This window comes from Telluria sp. PB2R4 (genome assembly GCF_059685695.1).
This window is the reverse complement of record NZ_JCASIC010000014.1, coordinates 104,236-123,826: the sequence shown is the minus strand read 5'-3', so window position 1 is coordinate 123,826 and position 19,591 is coordinate 104,236. Positions and strand designations below refer to the sequence as shown.

13 protein-coding genes are annotated in these 19,591 nt (G+C 64.5%); 7 read left to right on the top strand and 6 right to left on the bottom strand.

Annotated features, from left to right (window positions below; genetic code table 11):
• Positions 1 to 517 precede the first annotated feature (517 nt).
• Both AC56LU_RS20600 and AC56LU_RS20595 read left to right on the top strand, forming a co-directional pair.
• On the top strand, positions 518 to 889 hold the full coding sequence (locus AC56LU_RS20600) for a hypothetical protein (protein WP_497177482.1): 372 nt from the start codon (positions 518 to 520) through the stop codon (positions 887 to 889).
• Positions 890 to 1,305: 416 nt separating this feature from the next.
• Positions 1,306 to 1,584, top strand: coding sequence for a PAAR domain-containing protein (locus AC56LU_RS20595; protein WP_497177481.1), 279 nt, complete (start codon positions 1,306 to 1,308; stop codon positions 1,582 to 1,584).
• A 234-nt stretch (positions 1,585 to 1,818) separates the two neighbouring features.
• On the opposite strand, the gene AC56LU_RS20590 is transcribed toward AC56LU_RS20595, so the two are convergent.
• From AC56LU_RS20590 to AC56LU_RS20580, 3 genes are read right to left on the bottom strand one after another with little or no spacing between them, the layout of a single operon-like run.
• Positions 1,819 to 2,625, bottom strand: a complete 807-nt coding sequence (locus AC56LU_RS20590) for an ABC transporter ATP-binding protein (protein WP_497177480.1) — start codon at positions 2,623 to 2,625, stop codon at positions 1,819 to 1,821.
• 13 nt (positions 2,626 to 2,638) lie between these two features.
• Positions 2,639 to 3,565, bottom strand: a complete 927-nt coding sequence (gene ntrB / locus AC56LU_RS20585; RefSeq protein WP_497177479.1) for a nitrate ABC transporter permease — start codon at positions 3,563 to 3,565, stop codon at positions 2,639 to 2,641.
• Positions 3,566 to 3,594: 29 nt separating this feature from the next.
• Entirely contained in the window at positions 3,595 to 4,878 is a 1,284-nt protein-coding gene (locus AC56LU_RS20580; RefSeq protein ID WP_497177478.1) for a CmpA/NrtA family ABC transporter substrate-binding protein, read from the bottom strand.
• A gap of 624 nt (positions 4,879 to 5,502) precedes the next feature.
• On the opposite strand from AC56LU_RS20580, the gene AC56LU_RS20575 reads away from it, so the two are divergent.
• A complete protein-coding gene (locus AC56LU_RS20575) occupies positions 5,503 to 5,685 on the top strand; it encodes a hypothetical protein (protein ID WP_497177477.1) in 183 nt (60 codons plus the stop codon).
• 72 nt (positions 5,686 to 5,757) lie between these two features.
• Here AC56LU_RS20575 and AC56LU_RS20570 read toward each other — a convergent pair whose 3' ends face one another.
• Positions 5,758 to 7,476, bottom strand: coding sequence for a methyl-accepting chemotaxis protein (locus AC56LU_RS20570; RefSeq protein ID WP_497177476.1), 1,719 nt, complete (start codon positions 7,474 to 7,476; stop codon positions 5,758 to 5,760).
• 276 nt (positions 7,477 to 7,752) lie between these two features.
• Here AC56LU_RS20570 and AC56LU_RS20565 point away from each other — a divergent pair, with 276 nt between their 5' ends.
• The 4 genes from AC56LU_RS20565 to AC56LU_RS20550 all read left to right on the top strand — a co-directional run bounded on the left by AC56LU_RS20565 (position 7,753) and on the right by AC56LU_RS20550 (position 11,822).
• Positions 7,753 to 9,153, top strand: a complete 1,401-nt coding sequence (locus tag AC56LU_RS20565) for an L-cystine transporter (RefSeq protein ID WP_497177475.1) — start codon at positions 7,753 to 7,755, stop codon at positions 9,151 to 9,153.
• A 122-nt stretch (positions 9,154 to 9,275) separates the two neighbouring features.
• On the top strand, positions 9,276 to 10,046 hold the full coding sequence (locus AC56LU_RS20560; protein WP_497177474.1) for a histidine phosphatase family protein: 771 nt from the start codon (positions 9,276 to 9,278) through the stop codon (positions 10,044 to 10,046).
• Positions 10,047 to 10,054: 8 nt separating this feature from the next.
• Positions 10,055 to 11,068, top strand: a complete 1,014-nt coding sequence (locus tag AC56LU_RS20555) for an NAD(P)H-hydrate dehydratase (RefSeq protein WP_497177473.1) — start codon at positions 10,055 to 10,057, stop codon at positions 11,066 to 11,068.
• Between the two features lie 376 nt (positions 11,069 to 11,444).
• Positions 11,445 to 11,822: a hypothetical protein gene (locus AC56LU_RS20550; protein ID WP_497177472.1), complete on the top strand. Its 378-nt coding sequence runs from the start codon at positions 11,445 to 11,447 to the stop codon at positions 11,820 to 11,822.
• Positions 11,823 to 11,930: 108 nt separating this feature from the next.
• On the opposite strand, the gene AC56LU_RS20545 is transcribed toward AC56LU_RS20550, so the two are convergent.
• Positions 11,931 to 16,184 (bottom strand): ATP-binding protein, encoded by a 4,254-nt coding sequence (locus AC56LU_RS20545; protein ID WP_497177471.1) that lies wholly within the window; start codon positions 16,182 to 16,184, stop codon positions 11,931 to 11,933.
• 188 nt (positions 16,185 to 16,372) lie between these two features.
• Complete coding sequence (locus tag AC56LU_RS20540) at positions 16,373 to 19,579, bottom strand: efflux RND transporter permease subunit (RefSeq protein WP_497177470.1); 3,207 nt, start codon at positions 19,577 to 19,579, stop codon at positions 16,373 to 16,375.
• Positions 19,580 to 19,591: the final 12 nt, after the last annotated feature.

The following is a 19,591-nucleotide window of genomic DNA, read 5'->3' as shown; positions in this document are numbered from 1 at the left end:
TTCGAGTTGCCTATGGAGACGCTCATGATTATCGAGTTACTAGAGTTTGACTTTGAAATTCCTCACCCAAATGCAGTGGCAATCGAGCCATTACTCCATTAAGTTCGACACTTTCTTGATACAAAAGGAGTTAACAGAAATGAATACACCTTAGGGAGCCAACTCGCGGCGGGATTTGGTGAGCTTGTTATTAAGAAGAGAAATAGCTTTTGGTTAGTATATACCACCCAACGCAGAAAGAATTTTGATGTGGCGGTATTTTCAAATGAGTTTCATGCGGTCAATTATTTTATTTTTCGACTAACAGGTGAAAAAGATACGATCGATTGGTCGACTATCTGACAAGCACAGCGGGAAGTTTAATTCTGATGATTTGATCAAATTGCTCGGTTAGAATCAATATGCATGTCTGCGCACCGAATCCTATTCATCTCAGCTACAGTTGGGGGCCTAACAAACCGGAAGGGGGATGGCAAGTCATACCTGCAGAACGCGCATATACATAATCAATCAGACGATGACGACCTTTTCAGAATCAATTTCTAGCATCGCTACCGATTTACATCAAGGGAGTTTTATTAAAGATGCTGATGATCTGCAGCACCTGGCTGATTTGGCGTTAGACCAAACTCTGTCGGCAGACACTCGCAAAGATGCTTTAAAGCAGATAGAAATGCGTTGCCACGTGAAATGGCTTGGGGACTTTTACTTGCCTCATTTATCACAAAAAGACTGGTGGGGAAGGCTAGAAAAACTTAGCAGGTTAACCAAGAAGCACGTGCAATCTATTTGCTCGTCAAAGGGCAGCATGAGGATAAAGAGGCAAGGCTCTATACAACTGGTATCGGCATTACTAGCCGGACCGCGCATGCTACATAACGGCAAATAAATGATTTATGTTGACGAACAACTTGGTCATCGTAGATTTGAACCATGTCGTCGGAGCGACGTTACGAGTCTCGGACCGGACGTTCTACCAGTGTATTAACTGCTGGAGCATTCTCCGGTCGAACCCTTCGGATAATGAGTACTGCCTCTGCAGAAATGTCTCCGTTGATGTTGATGCGGAAAGAGCTGGGGCTAGGGACGAGCAGTTGCTTCGAGTGTTGCAGATCACTCATGCAGACTGATTCAAAGGCATGGCCACACCTATCAATTCGGAAAATTTGCCCCGGTTCAGCTACAACCTGCTAGGCCAGAGAAGAGGCACATATGGCTGCCATGGCAAGGCGTTCAGGACGCAGTTGAGCTTGTGCCAGACTACCCACTACTCTACTCACGTCACCGATTCCACTGGAAAGCCAAATGTCATTAAAGATCATTACAGTCGGAGACAAAACCGATCATGGCGGCACAGTTATTAGCGGTTCGCCCAACCACGACATCCGGGGAAGAGCGATCGCCCGAGTAGGTGATAAAGTTGATTGTCCGCTACCCTACCCTGGTGGCAAACCACACGGTGTAAACAAGATCATCACCGCCCATAACACGCTTACAGTCGACGGGGTGCCCGTTGCGGTCGAGGGATGCACGACGGAATGCGGGTGCAAGCTGATCGGCAGCGTGCCTGCGACGGTCGGTTGAGCCCGAGTCACCATGTGCCGTACTTGTGACGTGCCTCCTGATAAGCTACCATTCCTCCCCTTTGACATGACTGGTTATCGCATCTGGCAAGCGCTGCAAGTCGTTGATTAATAAAGAATGCTCATCTCGACCCGGCGACTTTTAATCCGTTGGTCGCGGGTTCGAATCCCGCACGGCCTACCACGAATTCAGTATCAAACAAGAACGCCAACCTTCGGGTTGGCGTTGTTGTTTTCAAGCTGCCTCCGCCGCCGGATGCGCCTGCTTCCGGTACAGGAACTCCAGCACCGCCCCGCGATACTCCATATAGCGCGCGTCCTGCGCCAGCGCCACCCGGTCGCGCGGACGCGCCAGGCCCACCTCGACGATCTCGCCGATGGTCGCCGCCGGCCCGTTGGTCAGCATCACGATCCGGTCCGACAGCAACACCGCCTCGTCCACGTCATGCGTCACCATCACCACGGTCGACTTGGTCGCCGCAACGATCTTGAGCAGCTCGTCCTGCAGGTGGGCCCGCGTCAGCGCGTCCAGGGCGCCGAAGGGTTCGTCCATCAGCAAGACCTTGGGCTGCATCGCCAGCGCGCGCGCGATGCCGACCCGCTGCTTCATGCCGCCCGAGATTTCATGCGGGCGCTTGCCCTCGGCGCTGCCCAGGCCCACCAGCGCGAGCGCATCGCGGGTCCGTTCGCGCAGCTGGGCGCGGGTCTCGAGCGCACCGAAGACCCGTTCAACGCCGAGATAAATGTTTTCGTAGCAGGTCAGCCAGGGCAGCAGCGAATGGTTCTGGAACACCACCGCCCGTTCCGGGGCCGGGCCGGCAATCTCGCGGTTGGCGCACAGCAGCACGCCCTCGGTCGGTTTCAGCAGGCCGGCGATCAGGTTCAGCAGGGTCGACTTGCCGCAGCCGGAGTGGCCGATCAGGGTGACGAACTCGCCCTTGCGCACGGCGAGGTCGATGCCCTGCAAGGCCTGGAACACGCCCTTCCTGGTGTGAAAGGCCATCTCCACGCCGCTGATGTCGATGAATTTTGGATTGTCCATGATCGTGCCTCCTTCAGTTGGCTACTTGTTCGTGGGTCAGTGCACGCGCCAGGGCCACCAGCCCCTGCTCGAGCAGCAGGCCGACCACGCCGATGATGACGATGGCGATGATGATGTGCGCGACGTTCAGGTTGTTCCACTCGTCCCACACCCAGAAGCCGATGCCGACACCGCCGGTCAGCATTTCCGCCGCCACGATGACCAGCCAGGCGGTGCCGATCGCGAGGCGCACGCCGGTCAGGATGTAGGGCAAGGCCGAGGGCAGCAGGATCTTGGTCAACACCTTCCATTCGGACAGGTTCAGTACCCGCGCCACGTTCATGTAATCCTGCGGCACGCGCTGCACGCCGACCGCGGTGTTGATGACCATCGGCCAGATCGAGCAGATGAAGATCGACCAGATCGCAGCCGGGTCGGCCGACTTGAACACCAGCAGGCCGATCGGCAGCCAGGCCAGCGGCGATACCGGCTTGAGCAGGCTGACGATCGGTGCGAACATGGCGCCGGCAAAGCGCACCCGTCCGATCAGGAAGCCGAGCGGGATGCCGACCAGCGCGGCCAGGCCGAAGCCCAGCGCCACCCGCTTCAGCGACGCGAGCACGTTCCAGCCGATGCCCTGGTCGTTCGGGCCGGTGTAATGGAACGGATCGGCGAACAGGACCAGCGCCGCCTGCAGGGTCGCCTGCGGCGTCGGGAAAGCGCTGTTGCGGCTGGCGATGATGTGCCAGGCCAGCACCACCAGCGCGATGCCGGCCAGCGGCGGCAGCAGCAGCCGCACCGCCCTGGCAAAGTGCGGCGTGCCCCGCCGCACGGCTCCGGCCGCGGCCGCGGGCTTGCGCCGGGCTGGTGGACGCGCCGGAACTGCCATGGCGTCGGGACTGGGCGTCGCCGCTGCTGCTGCCGGCAAGTCATTGCGGATGGATCTCAGGATGGCGCTCATGGCAGTTCCTTTTCAATCGACGTGAAAATTCAGACCTTGACCTTGAACGAGGCCGCGTAGGCTTTCGGATTCCTGCCGTCCCAGACCGTGCCGTCCATCAGTTTTGAAGTGCGCAGCGGGCTTTTCGGGACCGGGGTCCGGGTCATGGTGGCGGCTTCCGTGTACAGCTTGACCTGGTTCACGCTTGAAGCGACGGCCAGGTAGTCCGGGTCGTCCTTCAGCAGGCCCCAGCGGCGGTGTTGGGTCATGAACCACATGCCGTCCGACAGGTAGGGGAAATTGACCAGGCCATCGTTGTAGAACTTCATGTGGTTGGCGTCGTCCCAGGTCTTGCCGAGACCGTTCTGGTAGCGGCCCAGGATGCGCTGGTCGATCGCATCCTTGCTGGTGTTGACGTAGGACTTGGCGGCGATGACCTCGGCCATGCGGTTCTTGTTGGCCAGCGAGGCATCGATCCATTTGCCGGCTTCCAGGATGGCGGCCATCATGGCGCGGCAGGTGTTCGGGTGCTTCGTGGCGAAGTCGCGCGTGCTGCCCAGTACTTTCTCGGGATGGTCGCGCCAGATGTCCTGGGTGGTGATGGCGGTGATCCCGACCTTGTCCATGATGGCGCGGTGGCCCCAGGGCTCGCCCACGCAGAAGCCGTCCATGTTCCCGACCCGCATGTTGGCCACCATCTGCGGCGGCGGCACGGTGATGACCTTGGCGTCCTTCATCGGATTGATGCCGTTGGCGGCCAGCCAGTAATACAGCCACATGGCGTGGGTGCCGGTCGGGAAGGTCTGGGCGAAGGTGTAGTCGCGTTTCTCCGTGCGCATCAGCTTTGCCAGCGACGGACCGTCGACCGCGCCTTTCGCGGCGAGCTGACTGGACAGCGTGATCGCCTGGCCGTTGTTGTTCAGGCCCATCAGCACCGCCATGTCCTTCTTCTGGCCGCCGATGCCCATCTGGACGCCGTACAGCAATCCATATAACACATGGGCGGCGTCCAGCTCGCCGTTGGCCAGCTTGTCGCGCACGCCGGCCCAGGAAGCTTCCTTGCTCAGTACAAATTTCACGCCGTACTTCTTGTCGAGGCCCAGCACCGAGGCCATCACGACCGAGGCGCAATCGGTCAGCGGAATGAAACCGATCCTGATTTCTTCCTTTTCCGGCTTGTCCGACCCGGCCGCCCACGCCCCACCCGTTGCCAGACCCAGCAGGCCTGCGCCCGCCGCCAGGCTTGCGCCCTGCATGAAGTTCCTGCGCGTGACATTCACCCCGTCGGCACCTTGTGGCGTGGCGCTCTTCGTTTCGAGTTTCCGATATTTCATCGCGATCCTTAATGTAATCAGGCAAAAAAAATGACGCGTACCCGGACATGAATAAGTGCATGTCAGGATAGACGTCGTTGTCTTGGTGGGGCCCTGCCGGCGCTGGCAGGACTCGCGTGCGCTCCATTACGCCAATGTCAATATGCAAGGTCCATGCCAGATCCCGTTGCAGAATGAACGCTGGTTCGGCGTGACGGCCGGTGCACTATGCGATAGCGCAAAAACTGCACGGTGACTGTGCACCGCATCATTTTGGACAGCCAACACCGAGCGGCGGCGAAACGATTCAAAAAAATTAAGATTCGCGAACTTTTTGTATCATGTTGAGAACTTGTCACGATCTCAGCGGTCATATCAATTCCAGCTACGGACCCTACTGTTGGTTACAACCTACGTTCCAGCGCATTCGCTTGACATTGACCGGGGATGGGAACATATTGTTTATTGGAGGCAACACCCTGAAATCGTAAGGAATTGTGTGCGCCCTTGTATTCGCTGAGCAAGCATGTAAAATAGACAACATTCGACGCGTTTCAGTTGGAATATCTGTCAGCAAACGCGCCAGCAAACGCCATTCACTTATTTGAACGCCAGTCTCTGGTGGAGACGGTAAAAGGAAAAGCAATGTACACCGAGCACTCGCATCCACGCATCCACCCCAGTACCGTGGACCGCAGTAACCCGAAAGCGCCGAAGCGCACCTTTGCCAAAGGCATCGTGTCGAACAGCCGCCGCCTGCGCCAGCGCATCGGCGTGGCTGTCGGCCTCTGCGTGGGCGCGGCAGCCCTCCTCGTCACCCTCGAGTAAGTCGCGCCTGCCAGCCCGCTGCCTCATAGACGATGTTTGCGAAGCGGCGGCCCCGGTGGCCGCCGCTTCGCTTTAGAACGCTTCCCAGCCCTCGGTCGCTACCGCTGCCGTCCCCTGCGCGGCCTTGCGGGCCGGCTTCGGTGCGACCGCCTTCGCCTCGTTGCGCGCCGGCGCCGGGGCCCTGGCCGGACGCGCAGCCGCGGCCGGCGCCCGCACCACGCCCGCCTTCGGCGCCCCTGCGGCCTGCGTATCGAGCCGGAAGATGCCGACCGCCTGCGCCAGTTCGGCCGCCTCCTGCTGCAGCGACTGCGCCGCCGCCGAGGCTTCCTCGACCAGCGCGGCGTTCTGCTGGGTCACATGGTCCATCTCCAGCACGGCCTGGTTGATCTGCTCGATGCCGGCGGTCTGCTCCTGGCTGGCGGCGCTGATCTCGGCCATGATGTCAGTCACGCGGCCCACGCTCTGCACGATCTCCGCCATCGTCGCGCCGGCCTGGTCGACCAGCGCAGAACCATGCTGCACTTTCTCGACCGAATCATCGATCAGCGCCTTGATCTCCTTGGCCGCCGCCGCGCTGCGCTGTGCCAGGTTGCGCACTTCGCTCGCCACCACCGCGAATCCGCGGCCCTGCTCGCCAGCACGCGCGGCCTCGACTGCCGCGTTCAGCGCCAGGATATTGGTCTGGAAGGCGATGCCGTCGATGACCGAGATGATGTCGACGATGCGGGTCGCCGAACCGTTGATCGCGCCCATGGTGCGCACCACCTGCTCGACCACTTCGCCGCCCTTGCCCGCCACCTGCCGGGCCGAGGTCGCCAGCGCATTGGCCTGGCGTGCGTTGTCGGCGTTCTGCTTGACGGTCGAGGTCAGCTCTTCCATCGACGATGCCGTCTCTTCCAGCGAACCGGCCTGCTGCTCGGTGCGTGTCGACAGGTCGAGGTTGCCGGCGGCAATCTGGCCGGATGCGGTGGCGATGGTATCGGTACCGCCGCGCACGCGGGTGACGATCCCCACCAGGGACGTGTTCATGTCCTTCAGGGCTTGCAGCAGGCGACCGGTTTCGTCGTGCGAGCTCACCTCGATCTTCTGGCTCAGGTCGCCCGCCGCCACCGCGCCGGCGATCTGCACGGCCCGCTCGATCGGACGCACGATCGCGCGTACCAGCATCCAGCCGACCACGGCCGCCATCACCAGGCCGAACACGAGGCCGGCCAGGCAGACCAGGCGCACGATGTCGTAGGCCTGCTGCGACTCGACGTACTCCTCCTTGGCCACGCGCTGCTGCAGCGCGAGCAGCTGGGTACCGAGCTCGCTCACGGGCTGGAAGCGCCGCGCCACTTCTCCGGTCACCAGCTCGCTGGCGAGGCTGCCGTCGCCGGCCCGCGCCGCCGTCACCGCCGGCATCAGGCCATGTGCCAAAAAGGCTTTGCGGGCCTCGACGAACTTTGCCACCAGCGTGGCTTCTTCAGCCGTCAGCCTGGTCTGCTCGTACGCTTTCCAGGTGGCGGTCGCCTCGGCGACATTGGCGTCGAGCTGGGCCAGGAAGACGTCGCGCTGTTCCTTGGTGGTTGCATCTGCAGCCTTGCCCACCAGCAGCTGGTTCGTTGTAATCAGCTGCATCACGCGGCTGAGCTGGCCGATCGGGACCACGCGATCGTCATGCATCTGCTTCAGCCTGGCGTTGGCGGCGCCGAGGTTGTAGATGCCGATGACGGCGCCGGCAATCAGTTCGATGGACAGGAAAACGATAACAAAGATGAGGCGGGTCTTGATGGTGAGATGGCTAAACATGATGAACACGATCCGATCAGACGTATATTTAAAGAAATTGAATCATGGAAATATGTTGCCATGTGCTTTACATATTTGCAGCACCAACTGCATGATTTGCTGCACTGCGTCGTAAGTCCGCGACACAGGCTAGGCATGGCTGCATCGTCCATGGTCGGTGCGACAACACGGGAAGTCCAGGCCCCGCATTCGGGCGAACTCGGCGGCGATGCCAGTTTGCCTATAGAATGCTGCGATTGATTTCCGCAGCGCATGAGCTGCCTTGCAAAGGCTCCGATGAATGTTCCTGTCTTGATCAACCTGGTCGTCGCCCTGCTGGTGTGCGTGCTGCTGTATCGCCTGCAGGCAAACCACGTCTCCTTCACCAAGCGCGTATTCACCGGCCTCGGCCTCGGCGTGCTGCTGGGCGCGGCCATGCAGGCCGTGTACGGCGCCGGCTCATCCGACATCGCCGCCACCAACGCCTGGCTGGACGTGGTCGGCAGCGGCTACGTCAAGCTGCTGCAGATGATCGTGATCCCGCTGATCATGGTGTCGATCGTGCAGGCCATCCTCAAGCTGCGCAATGCGTCCTCGCTCGGCACCATCAGCACGCTGACGATCGGCATCCTGATCGCCACCACCATCGTGGCGGCCACGATCGGCATCCTGATGGCCAAGCTGTTCGGCCTGAGCGCGGCCGGCCTGACCGCCTCCACGGCGGAAATCGCACGCGGCGAATACCTGCAGGGCAACCTGGCGGCGGCGAAAGAGATTTCGCTCCCGGGCATGCTGCTGTCATTCATCCCGGCCAATCCCTTCCTGGACATGACCGGCGCCCGCAAGACCTCGACCATCGCGGTGGTGGTGTTCTCGATCTTCATCGGCATCTCGGCCACCGGCATCGCCGGCAAGAAGCCCGAAGTGTTCCAGTCCTTCAGCGACTTCGTGCACATGGCGCACGTGATCGTGATGCGCATGGTGACGCTGGTGCTGCGCCTGACGCCGTTCGGCGTGTTTGCCCTGATGGCCATGGTGGTGGCCGGCTCGAGCCTGCAGGACATCCTCGGCCTGGCCAGCTTCGTCGCCGCGTCCTACTGCGCGCTGGCGCTGATGTTCGGCGTGCACCTGCTGCTGGTGACCGGCAGCGGCCTGAACCCGCTGCGCTTCGTCACCAAGATCTTCCCGGTGCTGGTCTTCGCCTTCACCTCGCGCACCAGCGCGGGCTCGATCCCGATGAGCGTGGCGACCCAGACCGCGCGCCTGGGCACGCCCGAAGGCATCGCCAACTTCGCCGCCTCGTTCGGCGCCACCATCGGCCAGAACGGTTGCGCCGGCATCTATCCGGCGATGCTCGCGGTGATGATCGCGCCGACCGTCGGCATCGACCCGTTCACCGCCTCCTTCCTGTTGCCGCTGCTGGCGATCATCGCCTTCGGCTCGATCGGCGTAGCCGGGGTCGGCGGCGGCGCCACCTTCGCGGCCCTGATCGTGCTGTCGGCAATGGACCTGCCGGTGGCGCTGGCGGGTCTCCTGATTTCGGTGGAACCGCTGATCGACATGGGGCGTACGGCACTCAACGTCAGCGGTTCCATTACCGCCGGTACGCTGACCAGCCGCATACTCGGACAGACCGATATGCGTGTGTTTCATAGCGACGCGGAAATCAATCTGGACAGCGAAACACAAGCCGTATAAATCACGGTGTAAGAGCCTTCCGACGCGGCTGCGAGCCTGTGCGGAAGGCCTGCAATCGTGCGCTTTGCGCCCGTAGAATCCGTCTATGATGATGTCAAGTCAATATCAGAGACGGACTAGTGATGGAACAAAAGTGGCCTCAAGAAGTATGGCTGGTAAGGCATGGTCAAAGCGCCGGCAATGTCGCGCGTGACCTCGCCGAAGCCGCCGCAGGCCACCTCATCGACATCGCCGATCGCGACGTCGACGTGCCCCTGTCCGAGCTGGGCGAGCGCCAGTCGCAGGCCCTGGGCGCCTGGTTTGCGTCCCTGCCCCCGGACCGGCAGCCGACCGTGGTGCTGCACTCGCCCTACGTGCGCGCCTTCGAAACCGCCGATCTCCTGATGCAGCAGCTGGACCCGGTACAGCGTTCCCGGCTGGTGATCGAATCCGACGAACGCCTGCGCGAAAAAGAATTCGGCATCCTCGACCGCCTTACCACCTACGGCATCGCGCACCACCATCCCGCACTGTACGAACAGCGCCAGCACGTCGGCAAGTTCTACTTCCGTCCGCCCGGTGGCGAGAGCTGGTGCGATGTGATCCTGCGCCTGCGCAGCGTGATCGACACCCTGAACCGCGAGTTTTGCCGCGAGCGCGTACTGATCGTCGCGCACCAGGTCACGGTCAATTGCTTCCGCTACCTGTTCGAGCGCCTCGACGAAAAGACCATCCTCGAATTCGACCGCGCCGGCGATGTGCCGAACTGCTCGGTCACTTCCTACGAATACGATCCCGACCTCGGCAAGGGCGGTCACCTCTCCCTGCGCCTGGTCAATTTCGTTGCGCCGCTCGAAGCGACCGGCACGCCCGTCACCGCCAGCAAGGACCTGCCTGCCGCACCGAAGGCCTGAGCCCATCCATGGAAACATTCATCGACACGCCTCGCCGCGCCACTGCCGTGCATGACGTCGACACAGCCCTGCTGCGCGGCTGGCCGGTGCCGATGCCGGCCGTCGAAGGCGACAAGGAAATCCGCGGCCACGTCCTGATCGTCGGCGGCTGCTGCGAGATGCCGGGCGCGGTCATCCTGGCCGCCACCGCGGCGCTGCGCGCGGGCGCCGGCAAGCTCACCATCGCTACCGGCCAGAGCGTGGCCCAGCTGGTGGCACTGGCCATGCCCGAGGCGCGCGTGATCGGCCTGCTCGAGCATGCAAGCGCCGGCTTCAGCATGGACGCGGTCTCCTGCCTCGATCCGCTGGCCGAGCGCGTCGACGCCGTGCTGATCGGACCGGGCATGCGCGACGAGCCGGCCACGTCGAAACTGGTGCATGCTCTGCTGCCGCGCTTCGAGGCGGCCGATACGCGCGTGGTGCTGGACGCCTGCGCCATGGGCGCGCTGCTGCATCCGCCGGCGGGCTGGCCGCCTGGTGCGCCCTGGCGCTTCGCGCGTCCTGTCATCCTCACGCCGCACGCCGGCGAGATGGCGCACCTCACCGGCATCCCCAAGGACGAGATCGTCGACCTGCCCGATTCGCGTGCACTCGACGCGGCGCGCGCGTGGAATGCGGTGGTCGCATTAAAAGGCGCGCGCACTGTCATCGCAACGCCCGATGGAACGTTGTACCAGCATGAAGGCGGCAATGTGGGCCTGGCCATCTCCGGATCGGGCGACGTGCTCGCCGGGATCATCGCCGGCCTGGCTGCCCGCGGTGCACCGCTGGACCAGGCGGGTTGCTGGGGCGTGGTGCTGCATGCCCGCGCCGGCGAGCGCCTCGCCGAACGCATGGGCACTTTGGGATATTTGGCGCGGGAAATATCACAAGAGATACCCGCGCTGTTGGAACACATCGCCGGCAAGGATGCCGGCGAGAGGGCGCCCCGAAAAACCGTCGCGAGCGGCGGCAATGGTGGTCGAGAAGCGCAGCTGTACTAGAGTACAGCCGGTCCGCCGTAGCGGAGCATCGCAGACCGCCAGTGCAACGCGCAGCAGGTTTTTGGGGCGCCGGCGAAACCAATCGGCACACGCCGGTGGGCAAGGGAACGGGAGTCGAATACTCCTGAACCCGTGCGTTCCGCAGTGCATTGCGGAATCAAGTACGACAGTATGCGATCCGGCGAACTGGCGGCCCGGCCGTCAGTCCAAGTCCAGTCGGATTCGTGCACTGACCGGGGCCGCGTATTGCGTCGGTTCCCTGATGGTTCCACTGCTGGGTTTCCGAACCCTCAGAGGACCTAACCTGGCGCTACAGCCGTCCAAGCCTTCACTGGACACTGCGGCACAAGATAGACGTGAACGAGGAGTTTAAACAATGAAAGCACTGACCAAAGCACCAAAAATCCTGCTGACGGCTGCCGTGTTAGCCTCCCTGCTGGGCGCCTGCCGCAAGAACGAGCCGGCGACCGACACCACGACCACCACGCCGGACACGTCGGCCACGGCACCGAGCAGCACCTCGGGCACCACCGGCACCACGGGTGACACCGGCACCGGCGCCACCGGCACCGGCACCACGGGCGCCACCGGCACCACCACCGATCCGACCATGACCACCCCGCCGGCGACCGGCACCGACCCGAGCATGACCACGCCGCCGGCCACCGGCACCACCACCGACCCGAGCATGACGCCGCCACCGGCCACCGGCACCACCGGCACCGGCACTACCCCGCCTAGCACCGGCGGCTGATAGACCATCCGCCTCGCAACGAACGGGGCCCGCGTCGCGGGCCCCGGGACTTCCGGCCTCGCCGGAAGCTGGTTTCGTGCGCTGTTTTTTTTCGACTAGGTCAGCCCACTAGGTCAGCCCGGCAGGGTTGGCCTGGTCGTTTGCCGATTTCCTGTTCATCCGCAGCTGCACGGCTTCGGCCAGCAAGCGCTCGACCGCATCGAACTCCGCCGGCTTGGTCAGGTGGTGGTCGAAACCGGCTTCGCGCGCGCGCAGGCGGTCCTGCTCCGTTCCCCAGCCGGTCAAGGCGACCAGCATCGCCCCGGCCATGCCGTCGACGCGGCGCAAGGCCGCCGCGGCCTCGTAGCCGCTGATGTCGGGCAGCCCGATGTCCAAAAAGACCACCTCGGGCAGGAGCGCGCGCGCCGCGCGCAATGCGCCGGCGCCGTCCTCGGCCACCTCGACGCGGTGGCCGCCGATCTCGAGCAGGGTAGCCAGCATCTCGGCCGCATCCCTGTTGTCGTCAACCACCAGCACGCGCAGCGGACCTGCCGCCTCCTCGTTCGTGGCCGGTGCGGCGGGCTGAGGCGTATCCGGCTCCGGCGCCGCGGCGCTGTCCGGATCGGGCAGCGGCAGGCGCACCGTAAACCGGCTGCCTCTGCCGAGCCCATCGCTTTCCGCGAAGACCGTGCCTCCATGCAATTGCACCAGGCGTTTGACGAGATTCAGTCCCACGCCGAGGCCGCCCTCGCCCATGAGCTCGCTACCCTGGCCCTGGGCGTACATGTCGAATACCCGCTCCAGCGCATCGGCCGCCAGGCCGATGCCATTGTCGGCCACCGCGATCACCGCCTCGCCCCCCTCGACACGGGCGTCGACCGCGATGTCGCCGCCGCCGGCCGTGTACTTGGCCGCGTTGTTCACCAGGTTGCTGACGATCTGGGACACCCGGTGCGGGTCCACGTGCAGCGCCACCGGCTTCTCCGGCAAGCGCAATGCCAGGCGGTGGCCGCGCGCGTTCACCAGCGGCATGGCCATCTCCACCGCGTCGCGCACCACCCCGTCCAGCGCCACGTGTTCCAGGCGCAGCGTCATCTTTCCTTCGGACAGGCGCGCCATGTCGAGCAGGTCGTCGACCAGGTGCACCATGTGATCCACCTGGCGCCGCATCATGGCGTGCACCTCGCGCCCGCTGGTGGCGCTGACGCCCGCCTGCATCAGCTCGATGCCCGCGCGGATCGGCGCCAGCGGATTACGCAGCTCGTGCGCCAGCGTGGACAGGAACTCGCTCTGCTGGCGGTTCTTCGCCGTCAGCTCCTCGGCCAGGTAGCGCAGCTCCTGCTCGGCCTGTTTGTGGATGCTGACGTCGAAACTCACGCCGTCGAAGCGCAGCGGCCGGCCGTCGGCATCGAACTCGCACCAGCCGAGCGCGCGCAGCCAGCGCACCGGACGCCCCGCAGCGCCGGCGGTACGGAATTCGATGTCGAGCGCGCTGCCTTCGTGCAAGGCCTGCCGCACGCGCTCGCCAAAGCGGCCGCAGTCGGCCGGATCGACTGCCGACAGTAGTTCGTCCAGGGTGGCATGCCAGCTGCCGTCCAGTCCGAACTGGACCGCCAGCTCTCGGTTCAGGCGGAAATGGCCGAAGGGTGCGTCGGCATACCAGATGCCGATGTCGCCGGCCTGGGTCACGCGTTCGAAGCGTTTCTGCAGTGTCCTGCTGTCGTGCACGTCGATGACGGTGCCGACGTAGCCGTTCGCCCGCCCTGCTTCGTCGCTGCGCGGCAGGCCGGAATCCAGCACCCAGCGGTAGGCGCCGTCGTGGCGCCGCAGCCGGAATTCGATCGCGAACGGCGCGCGCGCGCCGGCCGCCTCCAGATAGGCATCGGCGGTACGCTGCTGGTCGTCCGGGTGGACGTTCTCGAGCCAGCCCCGGCCCAGGTCCTGCTCGACGCGGCGTCCAGTGAAGTCGTACCAGCGCTGGCTCAGGTAGGTGCACTGCTCGCCGGCGTCGGTGGTCCACAGCATCGCGGGGGAAGCATCGACCAGGGCGCGGAAATACGCTTCGCGGCGCGCCGTTTCCTGGTGCTCGCGGCGGCGCTCGCGCGCCAGCGCCACTTGTCCGCGCACCCGCGCCAACAGCTCGCTCGCGGCGAACGGCTTGACCAGGTAGTCGTCGGCCCCGGCCTGCAGGCCCTCGATCTTGGCCTCGTCGCCGGCGCGCGCCGACAGCAGCATGACCGGAAGCTGGCGCAGCGCGGCGTCGGCGCGGATGCGCGCGATCAGGCCGAAGCCGTCCAGGTGCGGCATCATGACGTCGCTCAGCAGCAGGTCGGGCGGATCGCGCCGGGCCAGCGCGAAGGCCGCCTCGCCGTCGGCGCACACGCTCACCTCCGCATACGGGTCGAGCAGCGACTTCAGGTAGGCGCGCATGTCGTTGTTGTCGTCGGCCACCAGGATGCGCGGGCGCGGACCGGGCGGCGGCGCCTGCGGGGTCCAGGCCGGGAGCGGAAGCACCACCGGAACCGGCCCGGCCGGGCCGGCCGCCTCGTCCGGCAGCCAGCGCAGCGCTTCCTCCACAAACGCGGCGCCCAGGCGCTGGCCTTCCTTCTCCTGCGCCGACGCCGGCATGATGCGTTCGGCCGGCAGGTGCGCGTGGCCGAAAGGCAGGTCGATGTCGAAGCGGGTGCCCTCGCCTTCGACGCTGTGCACGGCGATGCTGCCGCCATGCAGCCACACCAGCTCCTGCATCAGCGCCAGGCCGATGCCGGTGCCTTCATAGGTCCGGCCGGCGGCGCCTTCGACGCGGTGGAAACGCTCGAACACGCGCTCGACCTGGCCGGCCGGGACGCCGATGCCGGTGTCGATCACCGACAGGCGCGCCATGCTGCCGTGGCGCGCCAGGCGGAGCGTGACGCCGCCCTCGAGCGTAAACTTGAACGCGTTCGACAGCAGGTTGAACACGATCTTTTCCCACATGTCGCGGTCCACGAAAACCGGCGCCTCCAGCGCTTCGGTCTCCACCCGGTAGGCCAGCCCGCCGCGCGCCATCGCCGATTCGAACATGCCGGCCAGGTCGGTGGTCAGGCGCGCCAGGTCGACCGGCTGGTAGCTGGCCTGCACCCGCCCGGCTTCGATGCGCGAGAAGTCGAGCAGCGAATTGACCAGTTTGAGCAGGCGCAGCGCGTTGCGGTGCGTGAGGTCGATGCGGCGCCGCTGCGCCGGCCCGAGCGGCTCCTCAAGGTCCGCCAGAGCGTCGTCGAGCGGCCCCAGGATCAGGGTCAGGGGCGTACGGAACTCGTGCGACACGTTGGAGAAGAAGGCGGTCTTGGCGCGGTCGATCTTGGCCAGCTCCTCGGCGCGGCGCTGCTCCAGTTCGTAGGCCGTGACGTTGCCGACCGCGGTGCCAATGGCCGCAGCAAGCAGTTCGAAGAAATTCCGGTAGTCGGCGTCGATGGCGCGCCGGGCGCTGACACCCGCCACCAGGTAACCGTAGGGTTCGACCTGCCCGGGCAGGATCACCGGCATCACCATCGCCGTCTCCGGCGCCTCGTCATAGGTGCCGCAGCGCGTGCCGGCAAGGCGCGCGGCCAGGCCGTCGACGCGGCGGGTGCCGCGGCCGGCGGCCGCCCGGGCGAACGGCCAGACGGCGTCGTCCAGGGCCAGGGTTGCAGGAGCCAGCGCGCAATGGCCATCGATGCCGGCACGGCCGCGCAGCAGCAGCTGGCCGGTGGCGGCGTCGTGCTGGTAGAACAGGACGAAAGGCAGGTCCTCGGCCAGCGCCGCGTGGCCGGCCGCGAGCTGGCGTCCGATCTCGCTGGCGCTGCGGGCGCTGGCCAGGGCGTCGCTCAGCTCGCGCAGTCCGCGTGTGCGGCGGGCGCCCAGCACCTGGGCCGTGGTTTCCGTGATCGGGTGGAAGATGCCGCCCACCGCGCCCGACTCGTCGCGGATCGGCGAGAACGAGAAGGTCATGAAGGCTTCCTCGAGGTAGCCATGACGGTCGAGGAACATGCGCTGGTCGCGGATATACGCGCCCTCCCCCTTGTGCGCGCGATCGAACGCCTCGCCCACCACCGGCAAGGCGGTCGCCCAGATTTCCTTGAACGGCCCGCCCATCGAGCGCGGGTGCAGGTCACCGCAGATCGGGCGATAGGCATCGTTGTAGATCTGGATATCCTGTTCGCCCCAGCAGACCAGGATGGGAAAGGTCGACGACAGGCACAGGCTGACCGTGGTGCGCAGGCTCTGCGGCCATCGGTCCAGCGGTCCCAGCGGCGTGGCGGACCAGTCCATCGACCGGATCAGCGCGCCCATTTCACCGCCGCCGGCGAGCCAGTTCAAGTCGGACTGCCGGCCGCCGGGCGCCACAAGGGTCGAATCAGACATGGAAAAACACTTTCTCGGTAAGCGGGACAATTGCAATCTAGCGATTTTAATGCATCAGAGCATATGCACGTTATTAAACGCACAATCGTATTTGAGGAATTTGCGCATTCGCGACGGTCAAGGGCGAAAAAAAACCAGCCCGAAGGCTGGCTTTTGGGGCGGGCGACAAGCTCGCCCGGGAAATTCGCTCAGGCCGGCTGCACCCTACCGCGTCCACGCCCGCTCACGTAGCGGCCGAGGCGCACGATGATGCGGAAGATCAGGCGCACGAAGGTCAGCGCCAGGATGGCCTCGACGAAGGTCATCAGGAAGGCCAGCGCAACGTTGTAGCGGCCCGCGCGGCGGTTGAACTTCGCGAACATGCGGTCGCGGGCGATCTCGATACTGTCGTAGAAACTCGGCACCACCAGCAGGGTCAGGAAGGTCGACGTGATCACGCCGCCGATGATCGCGATGGCCAGCGGCTGGTAGAACTGGCCGGCGTCACCCAGGGCCAGCGCCACCGGCAGCATGCCGGCGATCAGCGCGAAGGTCGTCATCAGGATCGGACGCAGGCGCTTGCGGCCAGCCTGCATCAGGGCCTCCTCGCGTTCCATGCCTTCCTTCTCCAGCACGCGCGCGGCGTCGAGCAGCAGGATGGCATTCTTCGCCACCAGGCCCATCAGCATGATGACGCCGATCAGGCTCATCAGGTTGAGGGTGTTGTTGGTCAGCAGCAGCGCCAGCACCACGCCGATCAGGGACAGCGGCAGCGACAGCATCACGCCCATTGGTGCGGTGAACGAGCCGAACTGCATCACCAGGATCAGGTACATCAGGCCGATACCGGAGAGCAGCGAGATGGCCATGGCGGTGAACACTTCCTGCTGGTCCTGGCCGGCGCCGCCCAGCTGCAGGCCATAGCCCGGCGGGAAATCGAAGCTCTTGGCCAGTGCCATGGCGTCGGCCGTCACTTCGCCTGGCGAACGGTCCTGGGCGTTGGCCGACACGGTGATCATCCGCTCGCCGTTCTTGTGACGGATGGCTGCCGGGCCCTTGCCCATGGTGATGCTGGCGATCTGCTCGAGCGGCACCATCATGCCGGTGCCCTGCACCGCGATCGGCAGGCGCTCGATGCTGTCGGTGTTGACGCGGTCGTCCGGATGCAGGCGCACGGCGACGTCGCGGGTCTCGCTGCTCGGGTCGACCCAGTCGCCCACTTCGATGCCGGCGAAGGCCACGCGCAGCGATTGGGCGGCGTCGTTGATGGAAATGCCCATGGCGTTGGCCAGGCCGCGGTCGAGCACGATCTGCAGCTCGTTCTTCGGGTCCTGCTCCGACAGGGTGACGTCGACCGCGCCCGGCACGGCGCGCAGCTTTTCCATGTAGGCGGTGGTCAGCTCCATCAGCTTGCGCGAATCCGGGCCGGTGAACTGGATCTGGACCGGCTTGCCGCCGCCGTTCAGGTCGTCGATCACGGTGTACTCGGCGCCCACCAGGCGGCCGACCTTTTCGCGCAGTTCGACCGCGATCTCGGCGCCGCTGCGCTTGCGCTCGCTGCGCTTGCCGATGTCGACATAGACGCGGCCGCCGCCGGTGTTGGCGTTGCTGTTGGTGTCCTTGACTTCCGGGATGGCGCGCGCCAGTTCGGCCGCCGCTTCGACCTTGCGGCGCGAATATTCCACGCTCGACGAGGCCGGCACGCGGATCTCGACCATCAGGGTGCCCTGGTCGGACTTCGGCAGGAAGCTCGAACCGCCGAACTTGGCTTGCAGGACAATGGCGCCGACGAAGCTGGCGATGGCGATCGCGGCCATCCAGCGGCGGTGGTGCAGCGCCCAGGCGATGACGCGGCTGTAGCGGTCGGCCTGGTGGTCGAACCAGATGTTGAACTTGTCCAGGGCCTTGCCGATGCCCTTCTTCGGGGCATGGTGGTGGCCTGGCGGGTCGCCCCAGTAGGCCGACAGCATCGGGTCGAGGGTGAAGGAGATGAACAGCGACACGATCACCGAGCAGGTCACGGTCAGCGCGAACGGACCGAACCATTGGCCTGACATGCCCGGCATGAAGGCGACCGGGATGAACACGGCCATGATCGACAAGGTCGTCGCGGTCACGGCCATGCCGATCTCGGCGGTGCCCTCCAGGGCCGCAGTGCGGCGGTCGGAACCCAGTTCCATGTGACGCACGATGTTTTCACGCACCACGATCGCATCGTCGATCAGCACGCCGATGGCGAGCGACAGGCCGAGCAGGGTCATGAAGTTCAGGGTAAAGCCGCACAGCCAGACCGCGATGAAGGCGGCCAGCACCGAGGTCGGCAGCGACAGCGCGGTGATCAGGGTCGAACGCCAGGAATTCAGGAAGGCATAGACCACGAAGATGGTCAGGATCGCGCCCAGCACCAGGGCTTCGATCACGTTGTTCAGGCTCATCTGGGCGTCTTCGCCGCCGTCGCGGGTGACTTCCAGCTTGGTGCCTGGCGGCAGTTCTTTCTGGGTCTCTTCGACCACCTTGTGGACCTTCTTGGCCAGCGAGACGGTCGAGGCGTCACGCGAACGCGACACCTGGATGCCCACGTTCGGCTTACCGCTGCGCATCGACAGGCTGTTGATGTCGGCGTAGCCGTCCTTGATCTCGGCCACCTGGTTCAGGCGCACGATCTGGTCGCCGTTACGCTTGACCACGACCTGCGAAAAATCTTCCGGACGCTCGATGCGGCCGACCAGGCGGATGCCTTTCTCGTCCAGCTCGCTACGCAGCTTGCCCACCGGCGCATTGGTGTTCTGGGTGCGCAGGGCGTTGGTCACGTCCGAGGCCGACACGTTGAACTCACGCATTTTCTCGGCGCGCAGCAGGACCGACAGTTCGCGGCGCAGGGCGCCGTTCACGTTCACGGTCGAGACGCCGTCGATGGCGCGGAATTTATCGGCCAGCACGTCTTCGGCGTAGCGCGAGATTTCCGCGTGGCTCTGCGAGCTCGAGGACAGCGCCAGCGACATCACCGGCTCGGAGGCCGGGTCGATGCGGCGCAGGATCGGTTCGCGCATCTCGACCGGCAGCTTGTAGCGCACTGCGGCGATGGCGTTGCGCACGTCGTCCGAGGCTTCGATCAGGTTGCGGTCGAAGTCGAATTCCATCCAGATCGAGGCGCCGCCTTCGTAGGAATTGGAATTGACTTCGGTGACGCCCTGGATCGCCAGCATCTGCTTCTCGATGCGGTTGGTGATCTCGCGCTCGGCGGTTTCCGGCGAGGCGCCCGGGTACGGAATGTCGACCACGATGATCGGCACTTCGACGTCCGGATTCTGGTTGACCTTCAGCTTGGACAGGGCCAGCAGGCCCATGGCCATCATCGCCACGATCAGTACGACCGTGGCGACCGGTTTCTTGACACTGAAATTAGAGAGGAACATTTCTTGTTTTCC

Coding starts and splice junctions, on each gene's coding strand:
- AC56LU_RS20600 (WP_497177482.1), top strand. CDS start 518: ATGACGACCTTTTCAGAATCAATTTCTAGCATCGCTACCGATTTACAT.
- AC56LU_RS20595 (WP_497177481.1), top strand. CDS start 1,306: ATGTCATTAAAGATCATTACAGTCGGAGACAAAACCGATCATGGCGGC.
- AC56LU_RS20590 (WP_497177480.1), bottom strand. CDS start 2,625: ATGGACAATCCAAAATTCATCGACATCAGCGGCGTGGAGATGGCCTTT.
- ntrB (WP_497177479.1), bottom strand. CDS start 3,565: ATGAGCGCCATCCTGAGATCCATCCGCAATGACTTGCCGGCAGCAGCA.
- AC56LU_RS20580 (WP_497177478.1), bottom strand. CDS start 4,878: ATGAAATATCGGAAACTCGAAACGAAGAGCGCCACGCCACAAGGTGCC.
- AC56LU_RS20575 (WP_497177477.1), top strand. CDS start 5,503: ATGTACACCGAGCACTCGCATCCACGCATCCACCCCAGTACCGTGGAC.
- AC56LU_RS20570 (WP_497177476.1), bottom strand. CDS start 7,476: ATGTTTAGCCATCTCACCATCAAGACCCGCCTCATCTTTGTTATCGTT.
- AC56LU_RS20565 (WP_497177475.1), top strand. CDS start 7,753: ATGAATGTTCCTGTCTTGATCAACCTGGTCGTCGCCCTGCTGGTGTGC.
- AC56LU_RS20560 (WP_497177474.1), top strand. CDS start 9,276: ATGGAACAAAAGTGGCCTCAAGAAGTATGGCTGGTAAGGCATGGTCAA.
- AC56LU_RS20555 (WP_497177473.1), top strand. CDS start 10,055: ATGGAAACATTCATCGACACGCCTCGCCGCGCCACTGCCGTGCATGAC.
- AC56LU_RS20550 (WP_497177472.1), top strand. CDS start 11,445: ATGAAAGCACTGACCAAAGCACCAAAAATCCTGCTGACGGCTGCCGTG.
- AC56LU_RS20545 (WP_497177471.1), bottom strand. CDS start 16,184: ATGTCTGATTCGACCCTTGTGGCGCCCGGCGGCCGGCAGTCCGACTTG.
- AC56LU_RS20540 (WP_497177470.1), bottom strand. CDS start 19,579: ATGTTCCTCTCTAATTTCAGTGTCAAGAAACCGGTCGCCACGGTCGTA.